Genomic DNA, 21,646 nt, shown 5'->3' on the forward strand with positions numbered 1-21,646 from the left:
CAGGGATTACTCACAGCCGGGGTTAATCGCAGGCAGGATGTTTGCCTTCCCACACCACTTCCCGGTAGTGCTTCACATCGGTATCCCCTTCGGTGTTGATGATGAGTACGACCGAGTTGCTATCCAGCCCCAGACGTTCCATCAGCGCCGCGCGATCCGGGTGGTGACGCACCGCCGCCAGCACGCCGGTGCCTACCGAGCCCGATTCACCGGAGATGATGCGGGGGTCATTGCCAAGAGGGTTGCCAAGCACTCTCATGCCTAGTGCCGACACCTTGTCGTGACAGGAGATGAACTGGGTGGTGCAGCCCCTGAGCAGCGGCCAGCCGAGCGGATTGGGTTCGCCGCAGGCGAGACCGGCCATGATGGTGCGCATGTCGCCCCCCACGTTGACCATTTCCCCCGCCACGCCGGAGCGGTAGATGCAGTCGGCCTGATCCGGCTCGACCACGATACTGTGCAGGTTTTTCGCGCCGAAGCAGTCCACCAGATAGCCGAGCACACCGCCCGCCAGCGCCCCTACCCCGGCCTGCAGCAGCACGTGGGTGGGCTGCTTGATGCCCATATCCTGCATCTGCTCGACCGCTTCGTCGGCCAGAGTGGAGTAACCCTGCATGATCCAGGTCGGGATCTTGGTGTAACCCTCCCAGGCAGTGTCCTGCACTATGTGCCAGCCGCGTTCTTCGGCCATCTTCATGGTCAGGCGCACGGTATCGTCGTAGTTCATGTCGGTGACGATGCACTCGGCACCGAGATTGAGAATGTGGTCAACCCGCTCCTGGGCAGAGCCCTTGGGCATGTAGACCACCGCATGCTGACCCACCTGCTTGGCGGCCCAGGCGACGCCGCGGCCGTGGTTGCCATCAGTGGTGGTGGCGAAGGTCATCGGCTCCTTGATGGTGCGCTTGATGAGATCGAAGGAGAAATCCTCGACAGCCACCCCGTATTTTTCACAGAGCAGGTTGGCGATGGCATAGACGCCACCGAGCATCTTGAAGGCATTGAGACCAAAGCGTTTTGACTCATCCTTGACCAGAATATTTTTTACCCCGATATAGGCGGCCAGATCTTTCAGGTCGCACAGGGGTGTCGGTTCATAACCGGCCAGTTTTTTATGAAAGGCACGGGCCTTTTGTGCTTCGGCGCGAGAAAACAGGGGAGATGGTTCACCGGTAAAAAAACGGTTATCGGCAATATCCATCTTCAGAGAAAATTGGGACATGCGTACCTCATCCAGATTATGGGGTCGGGAGCCATCTCACCGGGAAATCCGATATTCAGATACCACGGGGAGAAAACTCACGACAATTCCGCTGTTGTAGCAGGCAGGGGAATGATTACCCCTGCCATTTCTTTTATTTATTTCAGCCAACGCTATTTATTTAACCCGCTTCTGGGCCTCTTTCAGCAGCGTTTCGAGGGTCTCTCCCGGGGCGGAGAATTTACGAGCCATGATCATGGCGGCGATAATATAGGGCTTCCAGCTCGCCTCTTTATAAGTGGCGATACGATATTTCTCGAATACCCCTTCGGTTACTTCCCCTTCCTTGCAGGAGACACCGGAAATATCGGCCGGCAGGCAGTGCATATAGAGCGCTTCGCCACCCTTGGTGAGCTTCATCATCTCTTCGGTGCAGTGCCAATCCTTGTGCTTGGCGTTCTGCTCAAGGCAGTGTTTCTCCAGCTCTTTGAGGCCGGCGTGGTCATTGGCACGCAGCAACTCGGTGCGCTGCTCCATCACCTTGTAGGGGGCCCAAGACTTGGGATAGACGATATCGGCATCCTTGAACGCCTCTTCCATGGAAGTGACCTGACGGAAGCTGCCGCCGGAGGCCTTGGCATTCTCCTTGGCCACTTCGATCACGTCCGGGATCAGGTCATACCCTTCCGGGTGGGCCAGGGTCACGTCCATACCAAAGCGGGTCATCAGACCGATGATGCCCTGCGGCACGGAGAGCGGCTTGCCGTAGCTTGGGGAGTAAGCCCAGGTCATGGCAATTTTCTTGCCCTTGAGATTTTCCAGGCTGCCGAAGTGCTCCTGCAACCAAGCCAGATCAGCCATGGACTGGGTCGGGTGATCTATGTCGCACTGCAGGTTGACCAGCGCCGGACGCTGGGGCAGCACCCCCTTCTCGAACCCTTCATCCAGTGCGGCGCCCACTTCACGCATGTAGGCGTTACCGGCGCCCAGATACATGTCATCGCGGATACCGATGGCATCGGCGCAGAAGGAGATCATATTGGCGGTTTCACGGACGGTTTCACCGTGGGCGATCTGGGATTTGCCTTCATCCAGATCCTGCTGGGCCAGACCGAGCAGGTTCAGCGCAGAGGCATAAGAGAAGCGGGTTCGGGTGGAGTTATCGCGGAAAACCGAGATACCGAGCCCGCTGTTAAACAGTTTGGTAGCAATATTTTCGGCACGCAGTGTCTTGAGGGATTCGGCCAGTTTCAATACCAGTTCAAGCTCCTGAGGTGTTTGCTCCCAGGTCAGCAGAAAATCTTTTTCATGCAGGTTGGATTTGAGTGGTTTGATCTCTTTGATTAACTCGTTCACTGCTTTCATCGTTCGCCCCAATTCGTTGGATGATATATGAATAGCTCCCCAGTCACTCACGATGTCACCAGCATCCCGGTTGTGGGTGAGCTCATCGGTTCGCGTCGATATAGGGCAATCAATAAGCGTGCCAAGGTAAATATTTGCGGCGGAATAATATGAAATGGCAAAAGTATGTGATGGGCGCCACAAAAAAAGCAGCGATTAGCCCTATTTGGCTGATGAGGTAATGCGCTCACTGAATTTATCCTGCTGCGACCACATCTCATAGGGTGATAAAACCGAGTAACGGTAGAGATAATTATCATCCCGACGCATCGCTCGGGGCTGAAATGATATAAAACAGACCAACTTTATCATTATGATAAGCAGCCGGGAGGTGACGGCCCTCCCCTTTAACACTCTGCTACTCAAGCGCCCACAGACGCCAGTGCGGCGCAGCAATCAATACCTCCTGTTCCAGCCACTTTCCATCGGTGATCAACTCATCGAGCCAAGGGAGGGCTCCCCTCACTCTTTCCTCTTTACGCCAGTGCACCTTGCCAGCCACCTCCGTAAAAGCGCCTACGGGACGGGCATAGTGTTCCAGATAAGAGTGGATGGCGTCGGGAAGCCAGAGCATGGCGGGGCGATGAAGCTCACGAGCCAGTTCAACGGCGATATCTATGCCACGTTGATCAAGATCGCCAAAGTGAGCCCACTCTATGCTTTGAGGCAGCAAGGGGATCAGCCGTTTGGCAAGCCTAGTATTGCGCCCGGGGGCAAACAGCAACAGTTGTCCCGGCTGCAGCGGGTAGTCAACAAAGGCCCCTTTGTTCTCCACTGTAATAACAAGCTCTCCCTGCCACTCGAGAGCCGCCAGCGTGTCCAGAGCCCGCTCCGGCATCACCAATTCACCCAGTTGTGCCATCACTGCCGTCATATCGTGCTGCTGACCCAGCTGATCGGCCAGCGAGAGCGATTCGAGGGTACGGATTCGGATCACCTCATCCTGTGTCAGCGTCAAATCCGCCAGTGGTGGATCCGGACATTCACTGCGCGGATGCTTGCTGTCCCCATACCAGAGCGCATACCCGCAGGCTTGATTCAGCTGCGGCGGCAACGTCACGCCAAGAAGCGCCAGTTGCTCACGCTTGTTCGGTTCCGGTGGCACCACCTGCGCCAACTGGCTGGCAAGATACGTCCGACCATCATCGGTCAAGACATAGAGTGCGCCACGTCCAACCGGCCTGATCCCGCCCACAGCCTGCAACAGCTCCTTCAACTCGCGACCATGTCTGCTCTCAAGAGAACAGCCCTTTTCGTTCCGGCTATCGAGCAACCTTGCACACAGCTCCTGCACCCGGATCTCATCAAACAACGACATCTCACCCCTCCCTGACAGCGTCATATGAGGAAGTAGATGTGATTTTCCTTGCTGTTACCGTGACCAGCTTCGCAAGAGAACTTTTCAACGCCTGTGCGCCCGCCAATGCATTTGATGAAACTGGTAAACACAAGCCAAAGGGCGCAAGCTGGTTTGGCCTGCAGACCATTCGCAGCATGGCTCCGGCCACTTTACCCACCGCAGCAAGGAGTGCTTATGACCGATGCCGCTGACAAGTCGCCCTCCTCCTGGCAGCTTTCGGATATCCGCGAGCTGGCGCAACTGCTGACCCAGGCGCTGCCCGCTACCGTACAGATAACGGAAGCGGTGCATCAGGCGGTGCTGGGTGGTATGGGTATCAAGGGGCGAGAGAAAGGTAAGACGGCAGGGCTCACCGGGCTTATTTACAAGGGAGTTCACGGGGCCGCCAATAGCCTCGGCAGTGGTATCAATGACCTGCTGGCCCGCCTGCCACACCCGACGCAACCTTCTGTGGCAGAGACGCCCAAGCGCGCCGCTCTGCTTGCCACCCTCAATGGGGTGCTGGGGGACAAGCTGGTCGAGCAGCAAAACGTCCTCGCCACCCCTATGACTCTGCGCTATCAGGGCAAGCCGCTCGATTGGAAGGATATACCTGCCGACCTTCCCCACACGGGGCGAGTGCTGCTGATGATCCATGGCCTCTGCATGAACGATCTGCAGTGGCACACCAGCTATCAGGGGAAGTCAGTCAATCATGGCGAAGCGGTGGCCAGAGAGCGTGGCTATCTGCCTCTCTATCTGCGCTACAACTCGGGTCTCTCTATTGCCAACAACGGGCAGGCGCTGGCGCTGCAGCTGGAGGATCTGTGTGACCAATGGCCGGGGGCCATCAAGCAGCTCAGCGTGCTGGCCTACAGCATGGGGGGACTGGTTATCCGAAGCGCCTGCCATTACGCCCAAATCCACTCACTGCGCTGGCCCGAGCGACTGCGACATCTGATCTTTCTTGGCACCCCGCACCACGGTGCTCCGCTCGAGTCGGCCGGTCACTGGCTGGAGCAACTGCTGCCAGTCACCCCTTACAGCATGCCCTTTGTGAAGCTGACCCGCATACGCAGCCAGGGCATTCGGGATCTTCGCCATGGCAAGGTCATCGACGCCTCCCGCAATAACAGGGAGCTCACCATAGGGCGTGATCCCCGCCAACCGCTCCCGCTTCCAAGCGACGTAGCCTGCTTTGCCATCGCCGGCACCACATCCGCCAAACGCACCCTGCTGGCAGAGCGGCTGATTGGCGATGGACTGGTCCCCCTGCGCAGTGCGCTGGGCCTGCACCGGGAGCGCGCACATCAACTCGACTTTCCTCCCGAACATACCCTGATCGCCTATCGCACCACTCATATGGCCCTGCTCGGCAGCCCGGAGGTCGGTGCACAACTGCTGGACTGGCTTGACGATGCCAGGTGATCCCGCTTCTCTTTGCATGCCGTTTCAGAAATTTGGTCGAACAGCGCCAATCGGGCGCCGCATGCTGTGCTCGCAGCAACTAGCCTTGGAGGCAGTGTTTGATATGAGCCAGCAGTGGAGCGCCATATGTTCTCTTACACCCTCACCTTCAAGGATGATGTCGACCGCCTGACCGCCCCCGAGCAGGAGGTCTCCTTGCAAAGCCCTGCCCAGGCGGGCGATTTCCTTATCCTCTCCGACGGTAGCCGCCATCAGGTGATGTTTGTCACCCACAGGGCCAACTACAGCAGCCTCTATCTCGATAAAGGGGTCAGGGTGCCGCAAAGCTAGCGAAGCTCATCCCTCTGTGTGCGAAAGCAAAAGAGCGGCACCTGGCCGCTCTTTGCTCTCTCTTTATGTGGATTTGCTGTCACAGCACCTTGATCACCGGTTGGTGCACTATCTCGACGTCGTCTTTATAGACCACCAGCTCACCCGGTGGCACGCCTCGCTCACCCAGTACGGTGACGACGCACTCGTAGCGATAGGGGCCGCTCGTGAAGAGGTAGGTATGATTGCCCCCCGTCCCCTCCACCCTGACGGTGCCATTTTTCAGCACCAGATCCGGCTTGTCGGCGAGCGTCTTGCCCTTGGCCCAGGAGGCGTAGCGATAGTGGCCATCGTCCAACTCGTCGATGCGGATGGTAAATTTCTCGGTCTGCCACATCAGCTCGGGGCTCTTGTACTCCCGCACACTGGGATGCAGACCACTCTTCTGCCTGGCGATAAGCTCGGCTTTCAATTTGGCGGCCTGCGCCGTCTGATGATTGATACCGATCACCTTGCCATCAAAATCCATCCAGACCTCGCCACTGCCCAGCATGATGCCGCGCCACCCCATGGTCTGCCAATCCTGCCCGACCCGGGAGGTAGCAATGCTTGTTAATATGGCGTCATCAAATACCTCGTCAAAACGGGTCAGCATCTCCGCCGGGGTTTTGATGGCGGGAATGGGATACTCCTGCTTGAAGGGGTACTTCATCTGGTTGGCAAGGGCCTGATGATCCCGGGCTTCTGCCGCATCGACCAACTGCTGCACAAAGGGGCGATATTCGGCCGGCAGCTGCTCTTCATCGGCTGATACGGGGAGTGCGACCCACAATGTTCCCAGCAACAGCAGAGCCTTCAGCCCATAACGTCCCCGCACCTCATTGCTATTGCGGCCAAACAGTGCCCTGACATTCCATCTTGCCACTTTCATTCTGCCTGCTCTCCACATAACTAAACGGCCAGCGACTATCCGCAAACATTAGCTGGCGGACTTGAGCGATTTTTTAACGCGTTTGAGTGCCATCTGCCGCTTGAGCGGTGACAGGTAATCAATGAACAAGTTGCCATCCAGATGATCAATTTCATGCTGCATGACAATGGCCAAAAAATCGCTGCTCTCAATCGTAATCGGATTGCCTTTTCGATCCAGTGCAGATACCACCACCGAGCTGTAACGCTCGACATCCGCGTAGTAATCCGGCACAGAGAGACATCCCTCTTGTCCAAGCACCTTTTCAGTACCGCTTGTCACTTGTGGATTAATCAAAACCAGCGGCTGATCCCTGCTCTCGGACAAGTCGATAATAACGACTGCCTCTTTACGCCCGACTTGAGTCGCGGCCAAACCAATCCCGTTTTCCGTCGCATACAGGGTTGCCAGCATGTCATCGATCAGCCCCTGTACGGCAGCGATATCCTCAACTCGCTCGGCCTTTATCCTCAACCTGGGATCGGGAGCCGTCAAAATATTCAAAATCGCCATCACAACTCTCCAAAATGGGATCTTTATGTGTCAATCATGCTTTCTATAAAGGAGGAATACCCAATGCTTTCAGTGCTTTATTTAACTCCAATTGATTGTCATGATCCTCTGAATACTTAAAGATTGATGTATTGTTCAGCTTGTTGCAGATCCAATAAATACTTGCCGCAGACTTTATGGATTTTTTAAAGTCCAGTGACACTTCATTTTTACTTGAAACCAAATTAACCAATTGATTATTGAACCCATTAAATTCTTTAACAAGACAAATCAACGCTTTAATTGCTTTGCGCTCATCGAAACTAATTTGTGAATATGCAGATTTAAGAACATCGTTTAAAAAATAGACATCGATAGTATTTAGCCCATTGAAAATAGCTGTGTCACTTTCACCAGACTTATAGCTGGTAAGTTCGACTTGGGAATCATATAAATCAATGGCGAGTTTTTTGGCTTGTCTCTCAACATCTTTCAATTCTTCTTGATAATTTAATAAAAGCTGTAAAGTAGCAGCTTTACTTTTCATTTTCTCTGTTATTGGTACTAAATAAACCCCACAAGCAACACCAATAAGTGGAGTGATAACCTTCACGATATTGTCTACTAGATCGACTGTACTCATTGTTTTCAATTACCTTATGAAAAATAACGTCTCGTTACTCTCAACATTTCAATACATCAACTTTGACGCCAGGAGTTCCCTTACAACACCTCAACCTTTACCTTGATAACACCTTCGCGAATATTGGCGATGGAGCCGAAGGCGGATTTGGAGAGATCGATAATTCGCCCGCTTTTAAAGGCGCCACGATCATTGACCTTGACCACTACGCTCTTGCCGTTGGCGAGGTTGGTCACCCGCACCATGGAACCAAAGGGCAATTCCATATGGGCGGCGCTATTGAGATTGTTGCGATAGAGCTCGCCGCTGGCGGTCTTTTTACCGTGATAGCGGTCGGCATAATAGCTGGCATAACCGGTCTCGCTATAGCCGCGCCAGCTGCCGCCGTGGCTCTCGTCATAACGGCTGCTACAGGCGGCCAGCAGCAGGCAGACAAGCAACAGCCCCCCTTTGCAGGCCGATTGCACCACTCCTTCTCTCCCGATGCCGCGCATCTACTTCTCCTCGCTCACCTTGCCGGATAGATAGCCCGGCGGATCATCTCACGTCGCAGTAACGGGGAGATTCTCCCCATACCGGCAAGCCACCGCAATGTAGGCGGCCCCTTGCCATCATGGGGCCCAGCCCTGCTGCCAACGCCGTGGCCACCGCGATTGTTGCAATAAACACAGGATTTAAATCACCACTGTTGCACCCAAGAGACAATCGAGGGGCCACGTCTCTGCTCTCGTTTGCCAACTCGAGCGCGCAAACTCCCTCCGACCTGCGTCCGCAACGCAGCACAACAAGAGGGATACTTAACCAGAACCGGGCAAGCCCGTTCATCCGCAGCCTTACCCCATCACAGGCAGCGCCGCTACTTTGCCATATTTTTCCAATAAAAAGGGAGGCGAATGCCTCCCTTTTCTCTTGCTATTTGCCCATCAGAGTCAGGCGATCAGCTTGTCGTCGGCAAAGCCGAAACCGCGCAGACCCACCACATGCACATGCTCGTGCTTGCCCTGCACCTTGCGGATGAGCTTGTAGGTGGTGCCCTTCTCCGGGCTGATGTTCTCCGGCGCCGCGATAAGCAGCTGCATATCCTGCCGCTCGCACAGCTCGAACAGGGTGGCGATGGATTTGCCATCCAGACGGGCCGCTTCGTCGAGGAACAACAGACGGCAGGGGGCGATATCCTTGCCGCGCAGACGGCGGGACTCCTCCTCCCAGCTGATCAGCACCATCAAGAGAATGGCCTGACCGGTACCGATCGCCTCACCGGTGGAGAGCGCACCGCTCTCGGCACGCAGCCAACCATCGGCGCCGCGCTGCACCTCGATCTCCAGCTCCAGATAGTTGCGATAGTCGAGCAGCACATCGCCCATCACCTGATAGCTGCGCTCCCCCTGCTCGATCTGCGGATTGAGGCGCTGGAACAGCTTGGCCATCGCCTCGGAGAAGCTGAGCTCCTTGTCGGCGAACAGATCGTTGTGCATGGCGGTTTGATCGGCCAGCGCCGTCAGCAGTCGGGTATGGGCCTCGCGGATATTGACGTTGAGGCGCACCCCGCGCACCAGACCGAAGGCGATGTTCTGCAAGCCCTGGTTGAGCACCCGGATGCGGTTCTGCTCGCGGCGGATGATGTTGGTGATCTTGGCCGCCACCTCGTGGGAGGAGAGCGACAGATGAGTTTCCCGCTGCTTGAGCTCGTCAGCCAGACGGGCCAGCTCGATCTCCATCTCTTCGATCGCCTCGACCGGATCATCGGAGCGGATGATGTCGTTGCGAATGCGATCCTTGAGGTAGCGGTAGACCTGCACATAGAAGGCGACCTTCTGCTCGGTGCTGCGGTTGCCCTCCGACAGTCGCAGCGCATCGCGCAGCGCCTCGTCGTGGGCCACCGCCACCCGCAGGGCGCCGAGGGCCTTGTCCGACATGGATCGCAGCTCGTCGCTGTCGAGGTAGGCCAGTTCACGCTTGTTGAGGCGCTTCTCGACATCGGTCTCCCGCGCCAGACGCACCACCCGTGACCAGCTCGCCTTGTGACCCACCAGAGATTTACGGGCGCTGTAGTAATCCTTGCCTTCCAGCTTGAGACGACCGCCAAGGGATTCGATCTCGCGCTTGGTTACCTGCAACTGGGCCTCGGCGCTGGTGCGACGGGAACGGGTGCGGATCAGCAGCTCTTCGATCTCTTTCTTGTGGGCGCGCGCCTTCTCTTCCATATCGTCAGAGAGGGTCAGCCCCATGGCCGCCAGCTCCTGCTCGAACTCGGTCAGGGTCTGGCGCTTGGCCTCGACGCTGGAGTTGAGCGCAGTGCGCAGCTGCAACGCCTCGGTGTGGCGCTGGGCAATCTGCTTGTGCTGCTCGCCAGCGGTACGGGCCGCCAGCTCAGCCGCTTTCAGCTTCTCTTTGAGTCGCTCGCTCATCTCGGAGGCCTTGCCCAGCAGGTCTTGTGCATCCTGATAGGCAAAGTGCGGCAGACGGGCAACCAGCTGATCGAGGGCGTAGCAACGGCGTTTCTGCTCGGCCAGCAGGTCGCTCACCTCATCATAGGCAGCCTGCAGCGCAGCCAGATCCTGCGGATCCTGACGCAGCACCTGCACCATGGATTCCAGTTTTTCCAGCGACTTGCCGTGTTTGGCGATAAAGGCTTCGGCCTGTTTTAGCGCTTCCACATCGGCGTGAGCCGCCTCGAGGCGAGCCGCCAGCTCTGTCTCGGCAAACAGGTGGGCAAAGGGCAGCATCCCCTGCACCAGCTGGATATGACGGGTCAGCTGGGCGGCGGCCGCTTTGGCTTCAGCCAGCTGCTTGTCGCATTCGCCGATGGCCCCTTGCAGCGCGCGCAGCTCGGCCTGTTTGGCCTGCACTTCGGCTTCGGGGTCGGGGCGGAAGGCGATATCCAGATGCTGGCCGATAAAGTCGCGGAAGTGACCGTAGAGACGGTGGTACTTCTGCTGCTCGAAGGCGGCCTTGGCGTAACCCTCGATGAGCCCTTCGCGCTCAAGGTCGAGCTGCTCGATCCGCTTTTCCCGCGCAGCGCGGCCAAACAGCGGCAGCTCGGGGTAGCGGGAGAAGCGCACCTGACGCTTGCTGGTGCGCACCAGCACGGCATCCCCCAGCTCGTCCGCTTCCACCAGATCCTCGTCAAAGGAGTCGGGGTTGCCCTGAATGAGGTAGATATCCTCCGGGCAATCTTCCAGCTTTTTCAGCCGCTCGATGGCACCTTCGAGGTCGAGCACCACCAAAGCGCTGCGGGCCGGGCCGTAGAGCGCGGAGTAGTAAGGGGCATCGTCGATGGAGATGTCGTCGTAGACATCGGAGAGCAGCACGCCCCCCACCTGCTCGGCGATACGGGCAAGACGTGGATCCGCCTCGCCAGCCCCCAGCTGCAGATTGCGAATTTGCAGCTCCAGCGCCTGTTTCTGCGCCGCGATGCGGTTGCTCTCCTGTTCGAACTCGCGCTCCTTGTCGAGCACTGTCTGCATACCGGCCGAAAGCTCTTCGGCGGTAGTCAGCGGCAGAGCGCTCTGCTCGCGCAACTGCTCGAGCTTCTCGAACGATTTCAGCCAGCGCGGCGCCAGCTTGGTGAGATCGCTGATATCGCGCCCCAGCTGGGTGCCCTGATGCTCGAGGCTGGCGCGGCGCTGATTCACCTCCGCCTGCTGCTCGGAGAGCTCCTCCTGACGGGTGCGCTGGGCTTCGAGGAAGATCTCCAGCTCATCGCTGCTGGCGATAAGCTGGCCAGAGGCCTGCTGCAGCTCGTCACGCAGCTTGAAGAGACTCTTCTGGCTTTCGCTCTCTTTCTCGAGGCGAGCCAGGGCGGCGCGCAGCCCCTGCCCCTGGGCAATACGGGCCTTGTCTTCGATGTGACGCTTGAGCAGCGCCTGCGCGGTGGGCCAGGCGGCCTCACGTACTGTCTCGGGGGCGATGCTAAGTAGCAGCGCCAGCGCCGCTTCGTGCTCGGCCACTGCCGCCTTGGCCAGCGCCAATTGCTGTTCGGCCCCCAGCACCCGGCTAGTGAGGCTCTGCTCAGCGGCGCGGAACTGGTGCAGGGTGTCGCTCGCCTGTTCGGCGGTCAGCCCCGGCAGCTCGCACTGCTCGCGGGCAGCTTCCAGCGCCTGCACCGCCTGACGGTACTGGATGGCGCGGGTCTGCTGGATATCGAGCGCCTGCTGGTAGTCGGCCAGCTGGGTCTTGAGGCTGTCGACTTCTGCCTGCGCCAGCTCCTTGCGCTCTTCCACCTCCAGCAGTTGGCCGTGGATCTCCTCCACTACCGCCTGCTGCTGTTCGAGTTTGTCAGAGAGATCCGCCAGATCGGCACGGTACATCTCGATCTTCTTCTGCAAACTGACGGCCGCCATCACCTTGGCCAGATGCTCGGAGGCAGACTCCAGCTCGTCGGTCAGCAGTTTCTCGCGGTTGGTGAGCTGCTCCACCTCGTCGGCCAGATAGATGGCACGCTGTTTCTCTTCGGCCAGAATGCGGCGCTTGTCGGCCAGCTCCTGGCGCGCCTTGAGGGCCAGCTCGGAGAGACGGCTCTTCTCGGCGGCGTTGCGCACATAGTCGGCGGCCACATAATGGGTGGTCTCGGTGATGAGGTTCTTGAACAGATCCCGCTGACCCTGGGTCTCCTTGATCGCTTCCAGCGTGCGGCGGTTTTCATAGATGGCCGCCTCCATGTCTGCAAACGCCTTGCGCACCCCGGAGTTCTCCGGCAGCAGGTATTCGCGCAGGGAACGGCTGATGGACGAGGAGATACCGCCGTAGAGAGAAGCTTCGATCAGGCGATAGAACTTGCCGCGATCTTTTTGATCACGCAGCTTCTTCGGGGTGATGCCGAACTCGAACATGAAGTTGTGATAGTCGGTCACCGTATTGAATTTGGCGACTTTCAGCGCTCCCAGCTCGGCGGCCGCCCCTTTCAGGTCGGTAAAGGCGCGTACCCGCCCCTTGCCGCCATCGAGCTTCTCCAGCAGCAGATCGGTCGGTGCCAGATTCTCCGGTACATCCACCAGCGCAAACGGGGTGATGTTGACCTTGTTGTCGCGGTTGGCCACCTGCTCGAGGTGGACGCCGACCCAGATCCGCTGTTCGCGGCTGTTCATCACTTCCAGCAAGGAATAGCAGTGGCCGCGCTGCAGCTTGCCGTAAAGCCCCTTGTCACGGGAGGCGCTGCTGGAGCCCGCTTCCGTGGTGTTGCGGAAATGGAGCAGTGACTGGTCGGGGATGAGCGCTGCGATAAAGGCCGCCATGGTGGTGGACTTGCCCGCGCCGTTGCCGCCGGAAAGGGTGGTGACCAGCTGGTCGAGATCGAAGGTCCGGGCAAAGAAGCCGTTCCAGTTGACCATGGTCAGGGATTTGAACTTGCCTCGCACCGGTTATACCTCCAGATCCAGTTGTTCTTCATCGAGATCCGCCTCGATGTCATCAAAGAGCGAGTCGCTGCTCGGCATTTCGTCGTCGTGGAAGATGGCTTCACCCTCCTGGATCATCCGCAGCTGAACGGCGCGCGGATCTTCATCGGAACGCACGTCGGCGGCGAAACGGAACACCGATTCGTTGACCCGGAATTTATCCCCGTTGCCAAGGGCGGTGATCATGCCAAGGCGGCGCAGACGGCGCATGGAGGTACGGATCTTTTCGAGCAGCTTCTTCTTGTCGAGATCGGTACCGCCGGAGCGGCTGTTGACCATCCGCAGCAGTTGCTTCTCGTCGGCGAGGCTCAGCACCTCCTCCTGCAGCTCGGCCATGGCGAATACCCCTTCCGAGGCGAGACGATCCGGACTCAGGTAGAGGTAGCAGAGCACCTTGCCCACCAGCATATCGAGCTCGGAGAGCACAGTAGTGCCGATGTCGGAGCTCGGGCGCGGGCGCAGGTAGAAGAAGCCTTCCGGCGCCTTGATCAGCTCCACCTGATAGCGGCCGTAGAAGATCTCCAGCTCGCTGTGATATTCGACCAGCGCCGAATGCTGCTCGAACTCGTCGGCACTGATGTGACGACCGGAGCGCAAGGCGGTGTCGATGCGCGGAAACAAGGGGTTGGCAATCGCCTCTGCAAGGCGCAGCGGCAAGGGAAACTCAGAATTGATCAATGACATAGGCCTGAACCTTGGATCCAGCTTGGTTAATGGGTTTCCATGCGGGTTGGCGATGCAGTTCGCGCTCGCCGCTGGCATGGCCCAGGCGCACGGCCTGGTCGATCAGAAGACGCGCCACATCGAAGTGGGCATGAGCCGGGTAGTCCAGCAGGTATTCGCGCAGCACATCGGCCAAGTCCAGCTGCTGGCCCTGCTCGGGGTAGCGGGCCAGATAGCGCTCGATGCGCTCGGCCAGCTCCTGGTTGATGTCCACCATCTCGACGTACTCCATCTCGAGTGGCACCTCACCGGTCACCTCCTCGTCGTGGATGGCGATGGTTTCATCGCGCAGCTCCAGCAGACGGGGCTCTTCGGCCACCCGCAGCTGCCAGTTGTGCTGCTCGAAATTGCGGATGGACTCGCGCAGCCGCTGGCTGAAGGCGCGGTTCTTGTCCATGTCGATGGCGTTGCGGATAAATTTGTGGACGTGTCTGTCGTAGCGGGACCAGAGCTCGATGCACTGCTGACCCCAGCTGGTGATGACGTCAAGACGACCTTGCAACGCGTGAGTCAGCTCCTCGACGTGGAACAGATCGTCGCGCCCCTGCGCCGCTTCCTGAATATTGAGCAGCCCCGCCTGCAGGCGGTGGCCGGCAGCATCCAGGGTATCCTGCAGCTCGCGCAGGGTCTGGCCTGTCTCGTGCAGCAGCTTTTCGCAGCTGTGAATGGCATCGACCCAGTTCTGGGTCAGCAGGGCCGCGATTTCGCTCTTGACCTGATTCTGCTGCTCATCCATGGCGCGCTGGGTGAGATCGATACGTCCAAGGGTCTCTTCCAACGAGAAGGTGAGGCGCGGCAGCACCTCGGCATCCCACTGCTCGCGGGTGTTGGTCTCCAGCGCCGCCTTGCGGGCGGTGTCGAGCTCGGAAGCCAGGTGTTCGAGCAGAATGGAGAGCTTGATGGAGTCAACCTGACGCTGATCCACAAAGAAGTCGACGATGCTCACACCCAGACGTGACAGGCGGTAGAGGCTCTCCCCCGCCACCATGTCGGTGTTGAAACGCGACAGCAGCTGCTGACGAATGAGATCGTTGATGGCGTTGTTGGCGCGACCGGTGAGGGTCTCGTCCATCTGGCCGAAGGCGCTGCTGACATAGCCAAAGGCATCGTGCAGGGCCGCTTCCGACAGATCCGACTCATCTTCGGACAGGGTCTTGATTGCAATCAGAAAGGCCAGCCGGTCGGTCGGCAGGCTCAACGCCAACCCCTCCTGCCTGACCCATCCCACCATCTCTGGCAGGGTACGGGATGTACTCATCATGATGTTGTCATCTCGTTGTTGTATTGGGCGCAAAATCGTGCGCGCGGCTACATCCGGTAGCATCGAAAACATGGTTCACATCGACGTGAACAGCGAGCAATCAGCTGGCCGGCTTCTGGGCCATCACATGGATATAGCGACCGAGGGAGACAAAAGGCTCCTGACGGCAATATTGCTGCTCCATGGCCAGCAGATCGTCGAACTTCTCCACCTGATCCTGCTTGTGACGCATATAGTCGTGGATGACCCGCACCCCGGTCTTGCCGATGATGCGCAGCCCCCCGCGACCAATCCAGTCATAGACTTGCTCGGGCAGCTGGGGATTGGTGGGCGTAAGCGCTGTCTGGCGCTTCTTGCGAAGGCCAAGGCGCACATAATCAAAATTGCCCACCACCAGGCTCTGGAACAGCAAACCATGACGGTTGTAAAAAAGCAGCGACAGTATGCCCCCGGCATTGACGAAAGGGAACAGACCCAGCAAGGTCTGACGCGGCTCGGCAAGCCACTCCAGCACCGCATGGCAGAGCACCAGATCAAAGGTACCGGTCACGTGTTGCTTCAGATCCTGAATGGGGCAATGGATGAGACGAATTTTGTCTTCCAGCCCCTTCTCGGCGATCTGGCTGCGGGCCAGTTCCAGCATTTCTGCTGACAAATCGCACAGCTCCACCTGATGACCCATGGCCGCCAGCTTCTGGGCGAAATAGCCAAAACCGCCTCCTGCATCGAGGATGCGCAGCGGTCGGTTGCCAAGGCGGGCCAAGCAGGCTTCGATGTCGCTCCAGACAATGGTGGTGCGGATGCGCCCCTTGGTGGAGTCGTAAATGTTGCGGGCGAACTTGTCGGCGCGCCCGTCAAAACTCTGATCGTGCTTCAAGGAGAAACTCAACATTAGCGCCACAGGGTTGTGGCCATCCCAAAAAAGAGAGGTATTCTGTCACATCCCGAATTTGCTGAAAACTCAAGGAAGTGTCTGCCGTGTTTGTGCTCAAAAAGTGGCTTGGTCAACTGTTGATGCCGCTCCCCTTCTCCCTCTCCCTGCTGCTGGTCGCCCTGCTGCTGCTCTGGTTCACCCGTTTTCAGAAAACCGGCAAGCTGCTGGCGACTCTGTCGCTGCTGCTGGTCGCCCTGCTGGGAATGCGGCCGGTGAGCTACGAACTGGCCCGCGGGCTGGAGCAAACCTTCCCGCCGTTCGAGGTGAGCCAGCATCCCAACATCGATGCCATCGTGGTGCTCGGCAATGGTCATGTCAGCGACCCGGCGGTGCCGATGCGCAGTTGGCAGAACAATATCTCGCTGGCACGGACTCTCGAAGGGGTGCGCCTTGCCCAGGCCTATCCCGAAGCCGAGCTGGTGTTCTCCGGCTATGTGTCGGGGGATACCCTCTCCAATGCCGAGGTCAATGCCCGGATGGCCGAGAGCCTCGGCATACCCCGTTCGCGGATGACGTTGTTTGAAAACAACAAAGACACTCATGATGAGGCGGTCAGTATCAGCCGCCATCTGAAAGGAAAAGAGGTGGCGCTGGTCAGTTCTGCCACCCACCTGCCGCGCGCCATGGCCCTCTATCAGGGTCAGGGGCTCAACGCCGTGCCGGCTCCCACCGATTACACCGCCAAGCAGAGCCAGGTGGCCCAGCCCCTCTACAGTTATTTACCCAAAGGGCGTTATTTGATGTATTCCGAAGCTGCCATCCACGAATGTATTGGGGTATGGTGGGCCCGCTTGCGGGGGCAGGTTAACGAATGAGCAATCAAGCGTTTCATTCCTGATTTGGATCAGGAAAGCGAAAAAAAATTACGTCATTTGCCGCCGGGTCAGCTATCTTGGGCTCAGTTCAATTCATATAATGTTGCGCAATCAAATGCCTAGGAGATTAAGAAGATGAGACAGCACCTGGTAATGGGTAACTGGAAACTGAACGGCACCAAGGCTTCTGTAGAAGCTCTGATCAAAGGACTGACACCGGCTGCTGCCGCTCATCCTTCTGTGCAAGTCGCCGTCTGCCCGCCGGTTATCTTTTTGGGTCTGGTTGAGCAGCTGACCGCTGGCACCAAAATCGCCTACGGAGCCCAGAACGCCGACGTACACGAGTCTGGCGCCTTCACCGGTGAAAACGCTCCGTCCATGCTGAAAGCCTTCGGTTGCACCTACTCTCTGGTCGGCCACAGCGAGCGTCGTACCCTGCATGCAGAGAGTGACGATGTGGTTGCTGCCAAGTACGAAGCGATCCAGAAAGGCGGCTTGGTGCCGGTTCTGTGCATCGGTGAAACTCTGGAGCAGTTCGAAGCCGGCGTGACCAAGAACGTGGTTGAGACCCAGCTGAAAGCTGTTATCGACCGTTGCGGTATCGCCTCCTTCAACAACGCCGTCATCGCTTACGAGCCGGTATGGGCCATCGGTACTGGCAAGACTGCCACTCCGGAGATCGCTCAGTCCGTTCACGCTCACATCCGTCAGTACCTGGCCGGTTTTGATGCCGCCGTTGCTGCCAAAGTACAGATCCTGTACGGCGGTTCCGTCACTGGCGCCACTGCTGCCGACCTGTTCGGTCAGCCGGACATCGACGGTGGCCTGGTCGGTGGTGCGTCCCTGAAAGTGGACGACTTCTCCCAGATCATCGCTGGCGCTGCCAAGTAATCGCTGATTACGGCAAAGAGAGGGGCTTGTCCCCTCTCTTGTATCGCTTTTCCTATGGTGGCCCCCGCATCCCATACGAAAGCCGATATAGTAAAAGTGGCTTGTCTATTTCCAAACATTCGTATTTGACAACTCAGATCCAGAGGCACTCATGACCAAACAAATCAAACGTATTGGTGTTCTGACCAGTGGTGGCGACGCGCCGGGTATGAACGCAGCCATCCGCGCTGTGGTTCGCGCCGGTCTGCATTACGGCCTGGAAGTTTACGGTATTTATGATGGCTACCTCGGTCTGCACCAGGATCGCATCGTCAAGCTGGAGCGTCACAGCGTCTCTGACGTGGTCAACCGTGGTGGTACTTTCCTCGGCTCCGCCCGTTTCCCTGCTTTCAAAGACCCCGCAGTGCGCGCCGAAGCGATCGAGAACCTGAAAAAGCACGGTATCGATGCGCTGGTCGTCATCGGTGGTGACGGCTCCTACATGGGTGCCAAGAAGCTGACCGAAGAGGGTTTCCCCTGCATCGGCCTGCCGGGCACCATCGACAACGACATCGCCGGTACCGACTTCACCATCGGCTTTGATACCGCCCTGAACGTGGTGGTTGACGCCATCGACCGCCTGCGCGATACCTGCAGCTCCCACCACCGTATCTCCGTGGTCGAGATCATGGGTCGTCACTGTGGCGATCTGGCCATGTCTGCCGCCGTTGCTGGTGGTGCCGAGTATGTGATCGTGCCGGAAGTAGCCTTCGACAAAGAGAAGCTGCTCAAGCAGATCAAGGAAGGCGAAGCCAAGGGCAAGAAGCACGCCATTATCACTATCTGCGAGCACGTTACCGACGTGAACGCGCTGGCCAAAGATATCGAAGCCCTGACCGGTCGTGAAACCCGCGCCACCATCCTGGGCCACATCCAGCGTGGCGGAGCCCCGACTGCCCGTGACCGCATCATGTCCAGCCGTATGGGTGCTTATGCCGTTGAGCAGCTGCTGGCTGGTCACGGTGGTCGCTGCGTCGGTATCCAGCGCAACGAGCTGGTACACCACGACATCATCGACTGCATCGAGAACATGAAGCGTCCGTTCGATCAGGAGCTTTACAACCTCTCCACCACCCTGTTCTAAGCACTGCCGGAACAAGCTGGTTATGCAAAAACCCTCCATCCGGAGGGTTTTTCTATTTCTAGCCGTCACTCACCGTGGTGCCCAGAAAATGGATTGGAGTCAGTATATTTGGCAATGTCATCAGGCAGGCCCGCCAACTGCGATATGAAAGCAACGTGTATATGAGACCGGGTTGAGGTTGCGCTTCAGCTCGGCCAATTAACCCACCGTTGCAGTCGTACCGACAACTTGCCCAGCATCATCTCTTTATCATCTCATCCGCTCTCTCTTATTCCCCCACTGTTACTGTTGTCCTCTAGTGCTCCTGTTAGGCGATGCGTTATCTCTAATCCGCACCGACGGGGCTCAACATTGGCTACAGATATAGGCAGTCGCAGATCGGGGGCCTATCTCGCTCCCCCCCCCTGCAGGTTGCAACTTCTCCCCTTGAGGGAAAAACCGCTTCCCAAGCCACTATTGCACCAACCAATATCAATCACGCTATCTCATCCATAGTCAGAGGCTAAAAAACGGGCTACCTCTGCATTTTTTCTCTCTCAGATCCGGCTACATCGCTAAAAGCAGGGCTATTTATGCAGATCCATGAACAGAAGATCGTGATAAAACCCTAACCATGGCGCTGGATTGCATGCCGATACCGGCATTACTCTCTTTCAGAGGGGGATTATCTTCGCCAGAAGCGGTAAAACCAGATTCACAGCCATTTTTTGACGCTAAAAATGGCTGCCTAGCCCAACAAAAAATGTAAAACCAATTAATGGCTCCATTCAAAACCCCGAATTCAGATTCCATTCACTTAACTAAAACACTGAAAATAAAGGACTTTTAATATATAATCCCCATTAAAACAACCAGCACCTCAAACATAGAGGATAAAATAGCCACAAGATTGCAAAAACAGAGTCTTCATCATCACGAAGAACACAAAGCTCAATTTTATCAACCAAACCCTTGTTTTAAGCTCCTGTTATGGTATCTTGACCTCATCAACCAACAACCTGGGGAGAAAAAAGATGAAAGAGTTTGTTGTTACCGCTGTTTTTACCGTGTTTTTCACCCTGGTTGCTGTCTCTCTGCCCTCGCTGTCACAGCTCTGAGTCGGATAGAGAGGCATCAATCGGGAACGAGCCTCTCTGGCATGACGCTTTAATCGCCACAAACTGGCGTTTTCAGCCATCAGTGCCGAAATGGTCAACATGGATATGATTTCAAGCTGTTGTGGTTGCTTGTTTAACCACACCTCTGACTGAGCCAACGTCAGACCATCCTCGGGGGAGCCAAGCTCCCCTTTTTGCTACCTGCCGTCTGACAACACCTTTGCTCTCTCCTTATCCTTTCTTCCTCTTCTACCGCTTTGCTGTTTGTTCAGACCAATCCTTTTTTTCTGTAACCAGCGGGCACAAAAAAGCCCCCACCCGAAGGTGGAGGCTTTTGGCATAACCAGAAGGTTAATCCCGCTTATGCCTTGTTCCAGCGCTGCGGGTCATACTCCGGGCTGAAGCGATCAACGATCACGGCGCAGGCTGCGTCGCCGGTGATATTGAGGGAAGTCCGGATCATGTCGAACAGACGATCCAGCGCGAACAGCAGCGGCAATCCTTCGATGGGGATCCCTGCCGCCAGCAGCACCGCCACCACCAGGAAGCTTGGGCCCGGTACACCGGCCTGACCAATCGCGCCCAGGGTGGCCGTCACTATGATGGCAGCCCAGGCACCAACGCTCAGATCAATGTTGTAAACCTGCGCAAAGAAGATGGCGACCAGCCCGTAATAGATGGCGTTGCCGCTCATATTGATGGTGGCCCCCAGCGGCAGCACAAAAGCGGCCGTCGCATTGGTCACCTTCAGATCCTGCTCGCAGGTCTCCATATTGACCGGCAGGGTCGCCATGGAGGAGGCGGTGGAGAAGGCCACGATCTGCGGCTTCTTCATCGCCGAGATATAGGTCATCACCGGCGTGTCGGAGAAGAGCGCCACCAGCAGCGGGTAGACCACAAAGCCGAAGATCAAAATCGCGGCAACATAGACCACAAACAGCTTGAGCACCAGCGTCAGCACATCGAAGCCATAGGTGCCGATGGCATCAGCCATCAGACCGAATACCCCGAGCGGCGCAATGATCATTACCTTGTTGATCATCCAGACAAAGGCATCCACCAACGTATTGAGGCCATCGACCAACGGCTTGGCCCGCTCGCGCGGCTGTTTGGCCAGCGCAATGCCGAGGAACATGCAGAACACCAGGATCTGCAGAATGTTCGCCTCGTTGAGGGACTGGAATACGTTGGTCGGGATCATGCCAAGCAGGGTTGCGACAGCATCCGGCAGCGCCCCTTTATCTGCATAATCACCGCCAAACATGGAGGAGACAGAGCCAAAATCGACACCGACACCCGGCTTGAAGATCTGTCCCATCACCAGTGCCAGCAACACGGCCAGTGCCGAAGTGACAAGGAAGAAGGCCAGCGTGGCCACCCCTATCTTGCCCGCTGCCGGGCTTGCACCCAGATTGGCGGCGCCGGAGAGGATGGCAACCGCCACCAGCGGGATCACCAGCATCTTGATGAGCTGGATAAAGAGGGTACCGAGTGGGGCAAAGATGGTGGCCTGCTCACCCATGAGCACCCCTACCACTGCCCCCAGTACCATGGCCACCACAACCTGGAAGCCGATATTTTTTATGAGTCCTTTAGTCAACACAGTACTTTCCTTTATGT

At 57.4% G+C, this 21,646-nt stretch carries 17 protein-coding genes; 5 read left to right on the forward strand and 12 right to left on the reverse strand.

Going from position 1 to position 21,646, the window contains the following annotated elements; genetic code table 11:
* Positions 1 to 22: 22 nt before the first annotated feature.
* The 3 genes from dpaL to NOM67_RS03780 all read right to left on the reverse strand — a co-directional run bounded on the left by dpaL (position 23) and on the right by NOM67_RS03780 (position 3,923).
* Entirely contained in the window at positions 23 to 1,222 is a 1,200-nt protein-coding gene (dpaL, locus tag NOM67_RS03770) for a diaminopropionate ammonia-lyase (protein ID WP_043850868.1), read from the reverse strand.
* Between the two features lie 156 nt (positions 1,223 to 1,378).
* The gene (gene ygeW, locus NOM67_RS03775; RefSeq protein ID WP_255933896.1) at positions 1,379 to 2,566 is read right to left on the reverse strand and encodes a knotted carbamoyltransferase YgeW; all 1,188 of its coding nucleotides are present in this window, start codon (positions 2,564 to 2,566) and stop codon (positions 1,379 to 1,381) included.
* A gap of 397 nt (positions 2,567 to 2,963) precedes the next feature.
* Positions 2,964 to 3,923, reverse strand: coding sequence for a Wadjet anti-phage system protein JetD domain-containing protein (locus NOM67_RS03780; protein ID WP_255933898.1), 960 nt, complete (start codon positions 3,921 to 3,923; stop codon positions 2,964 to 2,966).
* A gap of 216 nt (positions 3,924 to 4,139) precedes the next feature.
* Here NOM67_RS03780 and NOM67_RS03785 point away from each other — a divergent pair, with 216 nt between their 5' ends.
* Together NOM67_RS03785 and NOM67_RS03790 are read left to right on the forward strand one after the other, a co-directional pair.
* Positions 4,140 to 5,372, forward strand: a complete 1,233-nt coding sequence (locus NOM67_RS03785) for an alpha/beta hydrolase (RefSeq protein WP_255933901.1) — start codon at positions 4,140 to 4,142, stop codon at positions 5,370 to 5,372.
* 126 nt (positions 5,373 to 5,498) lie between these two features.
* Positions 5,499 to 5,702 carry a hypothetical protein gene (locus NOM67_RS03790; RefSeq protein ID WP_033113256.1) on the forward strand — a complete coding sequence of 68 codons (204 nt, stop codon included), beginning with the start codon at positions 5,499 to 5,501 and terminating at the stop codon, positions 5,700 to 5,702.
* Between the two features lie 79 nt (positions 5,703 to 5,781).
* Here NOM67_RS03790 and NOM67_RS03795 read toward each other — a convergent pair whose 3' ends face one another.
* The 8 genes from NOM67_RS03795 to cmoM form a co-directional block, all read right to left on the reverse strand.
* Positions 5,782 to 6,612, reverse strand: a complete 831-nt coding sequence (locus NOM67_RS03795) for a hypothetical protein (protein ID WP_255933907.1) — start codon at positions 6,610 to 6,612, stop codon at positions 5,782 to 5,784.
* Between the two features lie 48 nt (positions 6,613 to 6,660).
* Entirely contained in the window at positions 6,661 to 7,164 is a 504-nt protein-coding gene (def, locus tag NOM67_RS03800; protein WP_255933909.1) for a peptide deformylase, read from the reverse strand.
* A gap of 43 nt (positions 7,165 to 7,207) precedes the next feature.
* On the reverse strand, positions 7,208 to 7,786 hold the full coding sequence (locus tag NOM67_RS03805) for a hypothetical protein (protein ID WP_201932144.1): 579 nt from the start codon (positions 7,784 to 7,786) through the stop codon (positions 7,208 to 7,210).
* A gap of 80 nt (positions 7,787 to 7,866) precedes the next feature.
* Positions 7,867 to 8,280, reverse strand: a complete 414-nt coding sequence (locus NOM67_RS03810) for a septal ring lytic transglycosylase RlpA family protein (protein WP_050490001.1) — start codon at positions 8,278 to 8,280, stop codon at positions 7,867 to 7,869.
* A gap of 435 nt (positions 8,281 to 8,715) precedes the next feature.
* A complete protein-coding gene (gene mukB / locus NOM67_RS03815; RefSeq protein ID WP_255933920.1) occupies positions 8,716 to 13,143 on the reverse strand; it encodes a chromosome partition protein MukB in 4,428 nt (1,475 codons plus the stop codon).
* Positions 13,144 to 13,146: 3 nt separating this feature from the next.
* A complete protein-coding gene (gene mukE / locus NOM67_RS03820; RefSeq protein ID WP_005336835.1) occupies positions 13,147 to 13,866 on the reverse strand; it encodes a chromosome partition protein MukE in 720 nt (239 codons plus the stop codon).
* Entirely contained in the window at positions 13,847 to 15,166 is a 1,320-nt protein-coding gene (gene mukF / locus NOM67_RS03825; protein ID WP_255933926.1) for a chromosome partition protein MukF, read from the reverse strand. Before mukF ends, mukE begins: the two co-directional genes overlap by 20 nt.
* Before the next feature lie 100 nt (positions 15,167 to 15,266).
* The gene (cmoM, locus tag NOM67_RS03830; protein WP_033113262.1) at positions 15,267 to 16,043 is read right to left on the reverse strand and encodes a tRNA uridine 5-oxyacetic acid(34) methyltransferase CmoM; all 777 of its coding nucleotides are present in this window, start codon (positions 16,041 to 16,043) and stop codon (positions 15,267 to 15,269) included.
* 101 nt (positions 16,044 to 16,144) lie between these two features.
* Here cmoM and elyC point away from each other — a divergent pair, with 101 nt between their 5' ends.
* The 3 genes from elyC (at position 16,145) to pfkA (ending at position 18,929) form a co-directional block, all read left to right on the forward strand.
* Positions 16,145 to 16,915, forward strand: coding sequence for an envelope biogenesis factor ElyC (elyC, locus tag NOM67_RS03835; protein ID WP_255933932.1), 771 nt, complete (start codon positions 16,145 to 16,147; stop codon positions 16,913 to 16,915).
* 135 nt (positions 16,916 to 17,050) lie between these two features.
* Complete coding sequence (gene tpiA, locus NOM67_RS03840; protein ID WP_041207655.1) at positions 17,051 to 17,806, forward strand: triose-phosphate isomerase; 756 nt, start codon at positions 17,051 to 17,053, stop codon at positions 17,804 to 17,806.
* A gap of 151 nt (positions 17,807 to 17,957) precedes the next feature.
* Positions 17,958 to 18,929: a 6-phosphofructokinase gene (gene pfkA, locus NOM67_RS03845; protein WP_041207654.1), complete on the forward strand. Its 972-nt coding sequence runs from the start codon at positions 17,958 to 17,960 to the stop codon at positions 18,927 to 18,929.
* A gap of 1,458 nt (positions 18,930 to 20,387) precedes the next feature.
* Here the strand turns inward: pfkA and NOM67_RS03850 are convergent.
* Positions 20,388 to 21,629, reverse strand: a complete 1,242-nt coding sequence (locus tag NOM67_RS03850; RefSeq protein WP_255933936.1) for a dicarboxylate/amino acid:cation symporter — start codon at positions 21,627 to 21,629, stop codon at positions 20,388 to 20,390.
* Positions 21,630 to 21,646 lie beyond the last annotated feature (17 nt).

It is taken from the genome of Aeromonas sp. SG16, from assembly GCF_024436135.1.
In the GTDB taxonomy this organism is placed as follows: domain Bacteria; phylum Pseudomonadota; class Gammaproteobacteria; order Enterobacterales; family Aeromonadaceae; genus Aeromonas; species Aeromonas jandaei.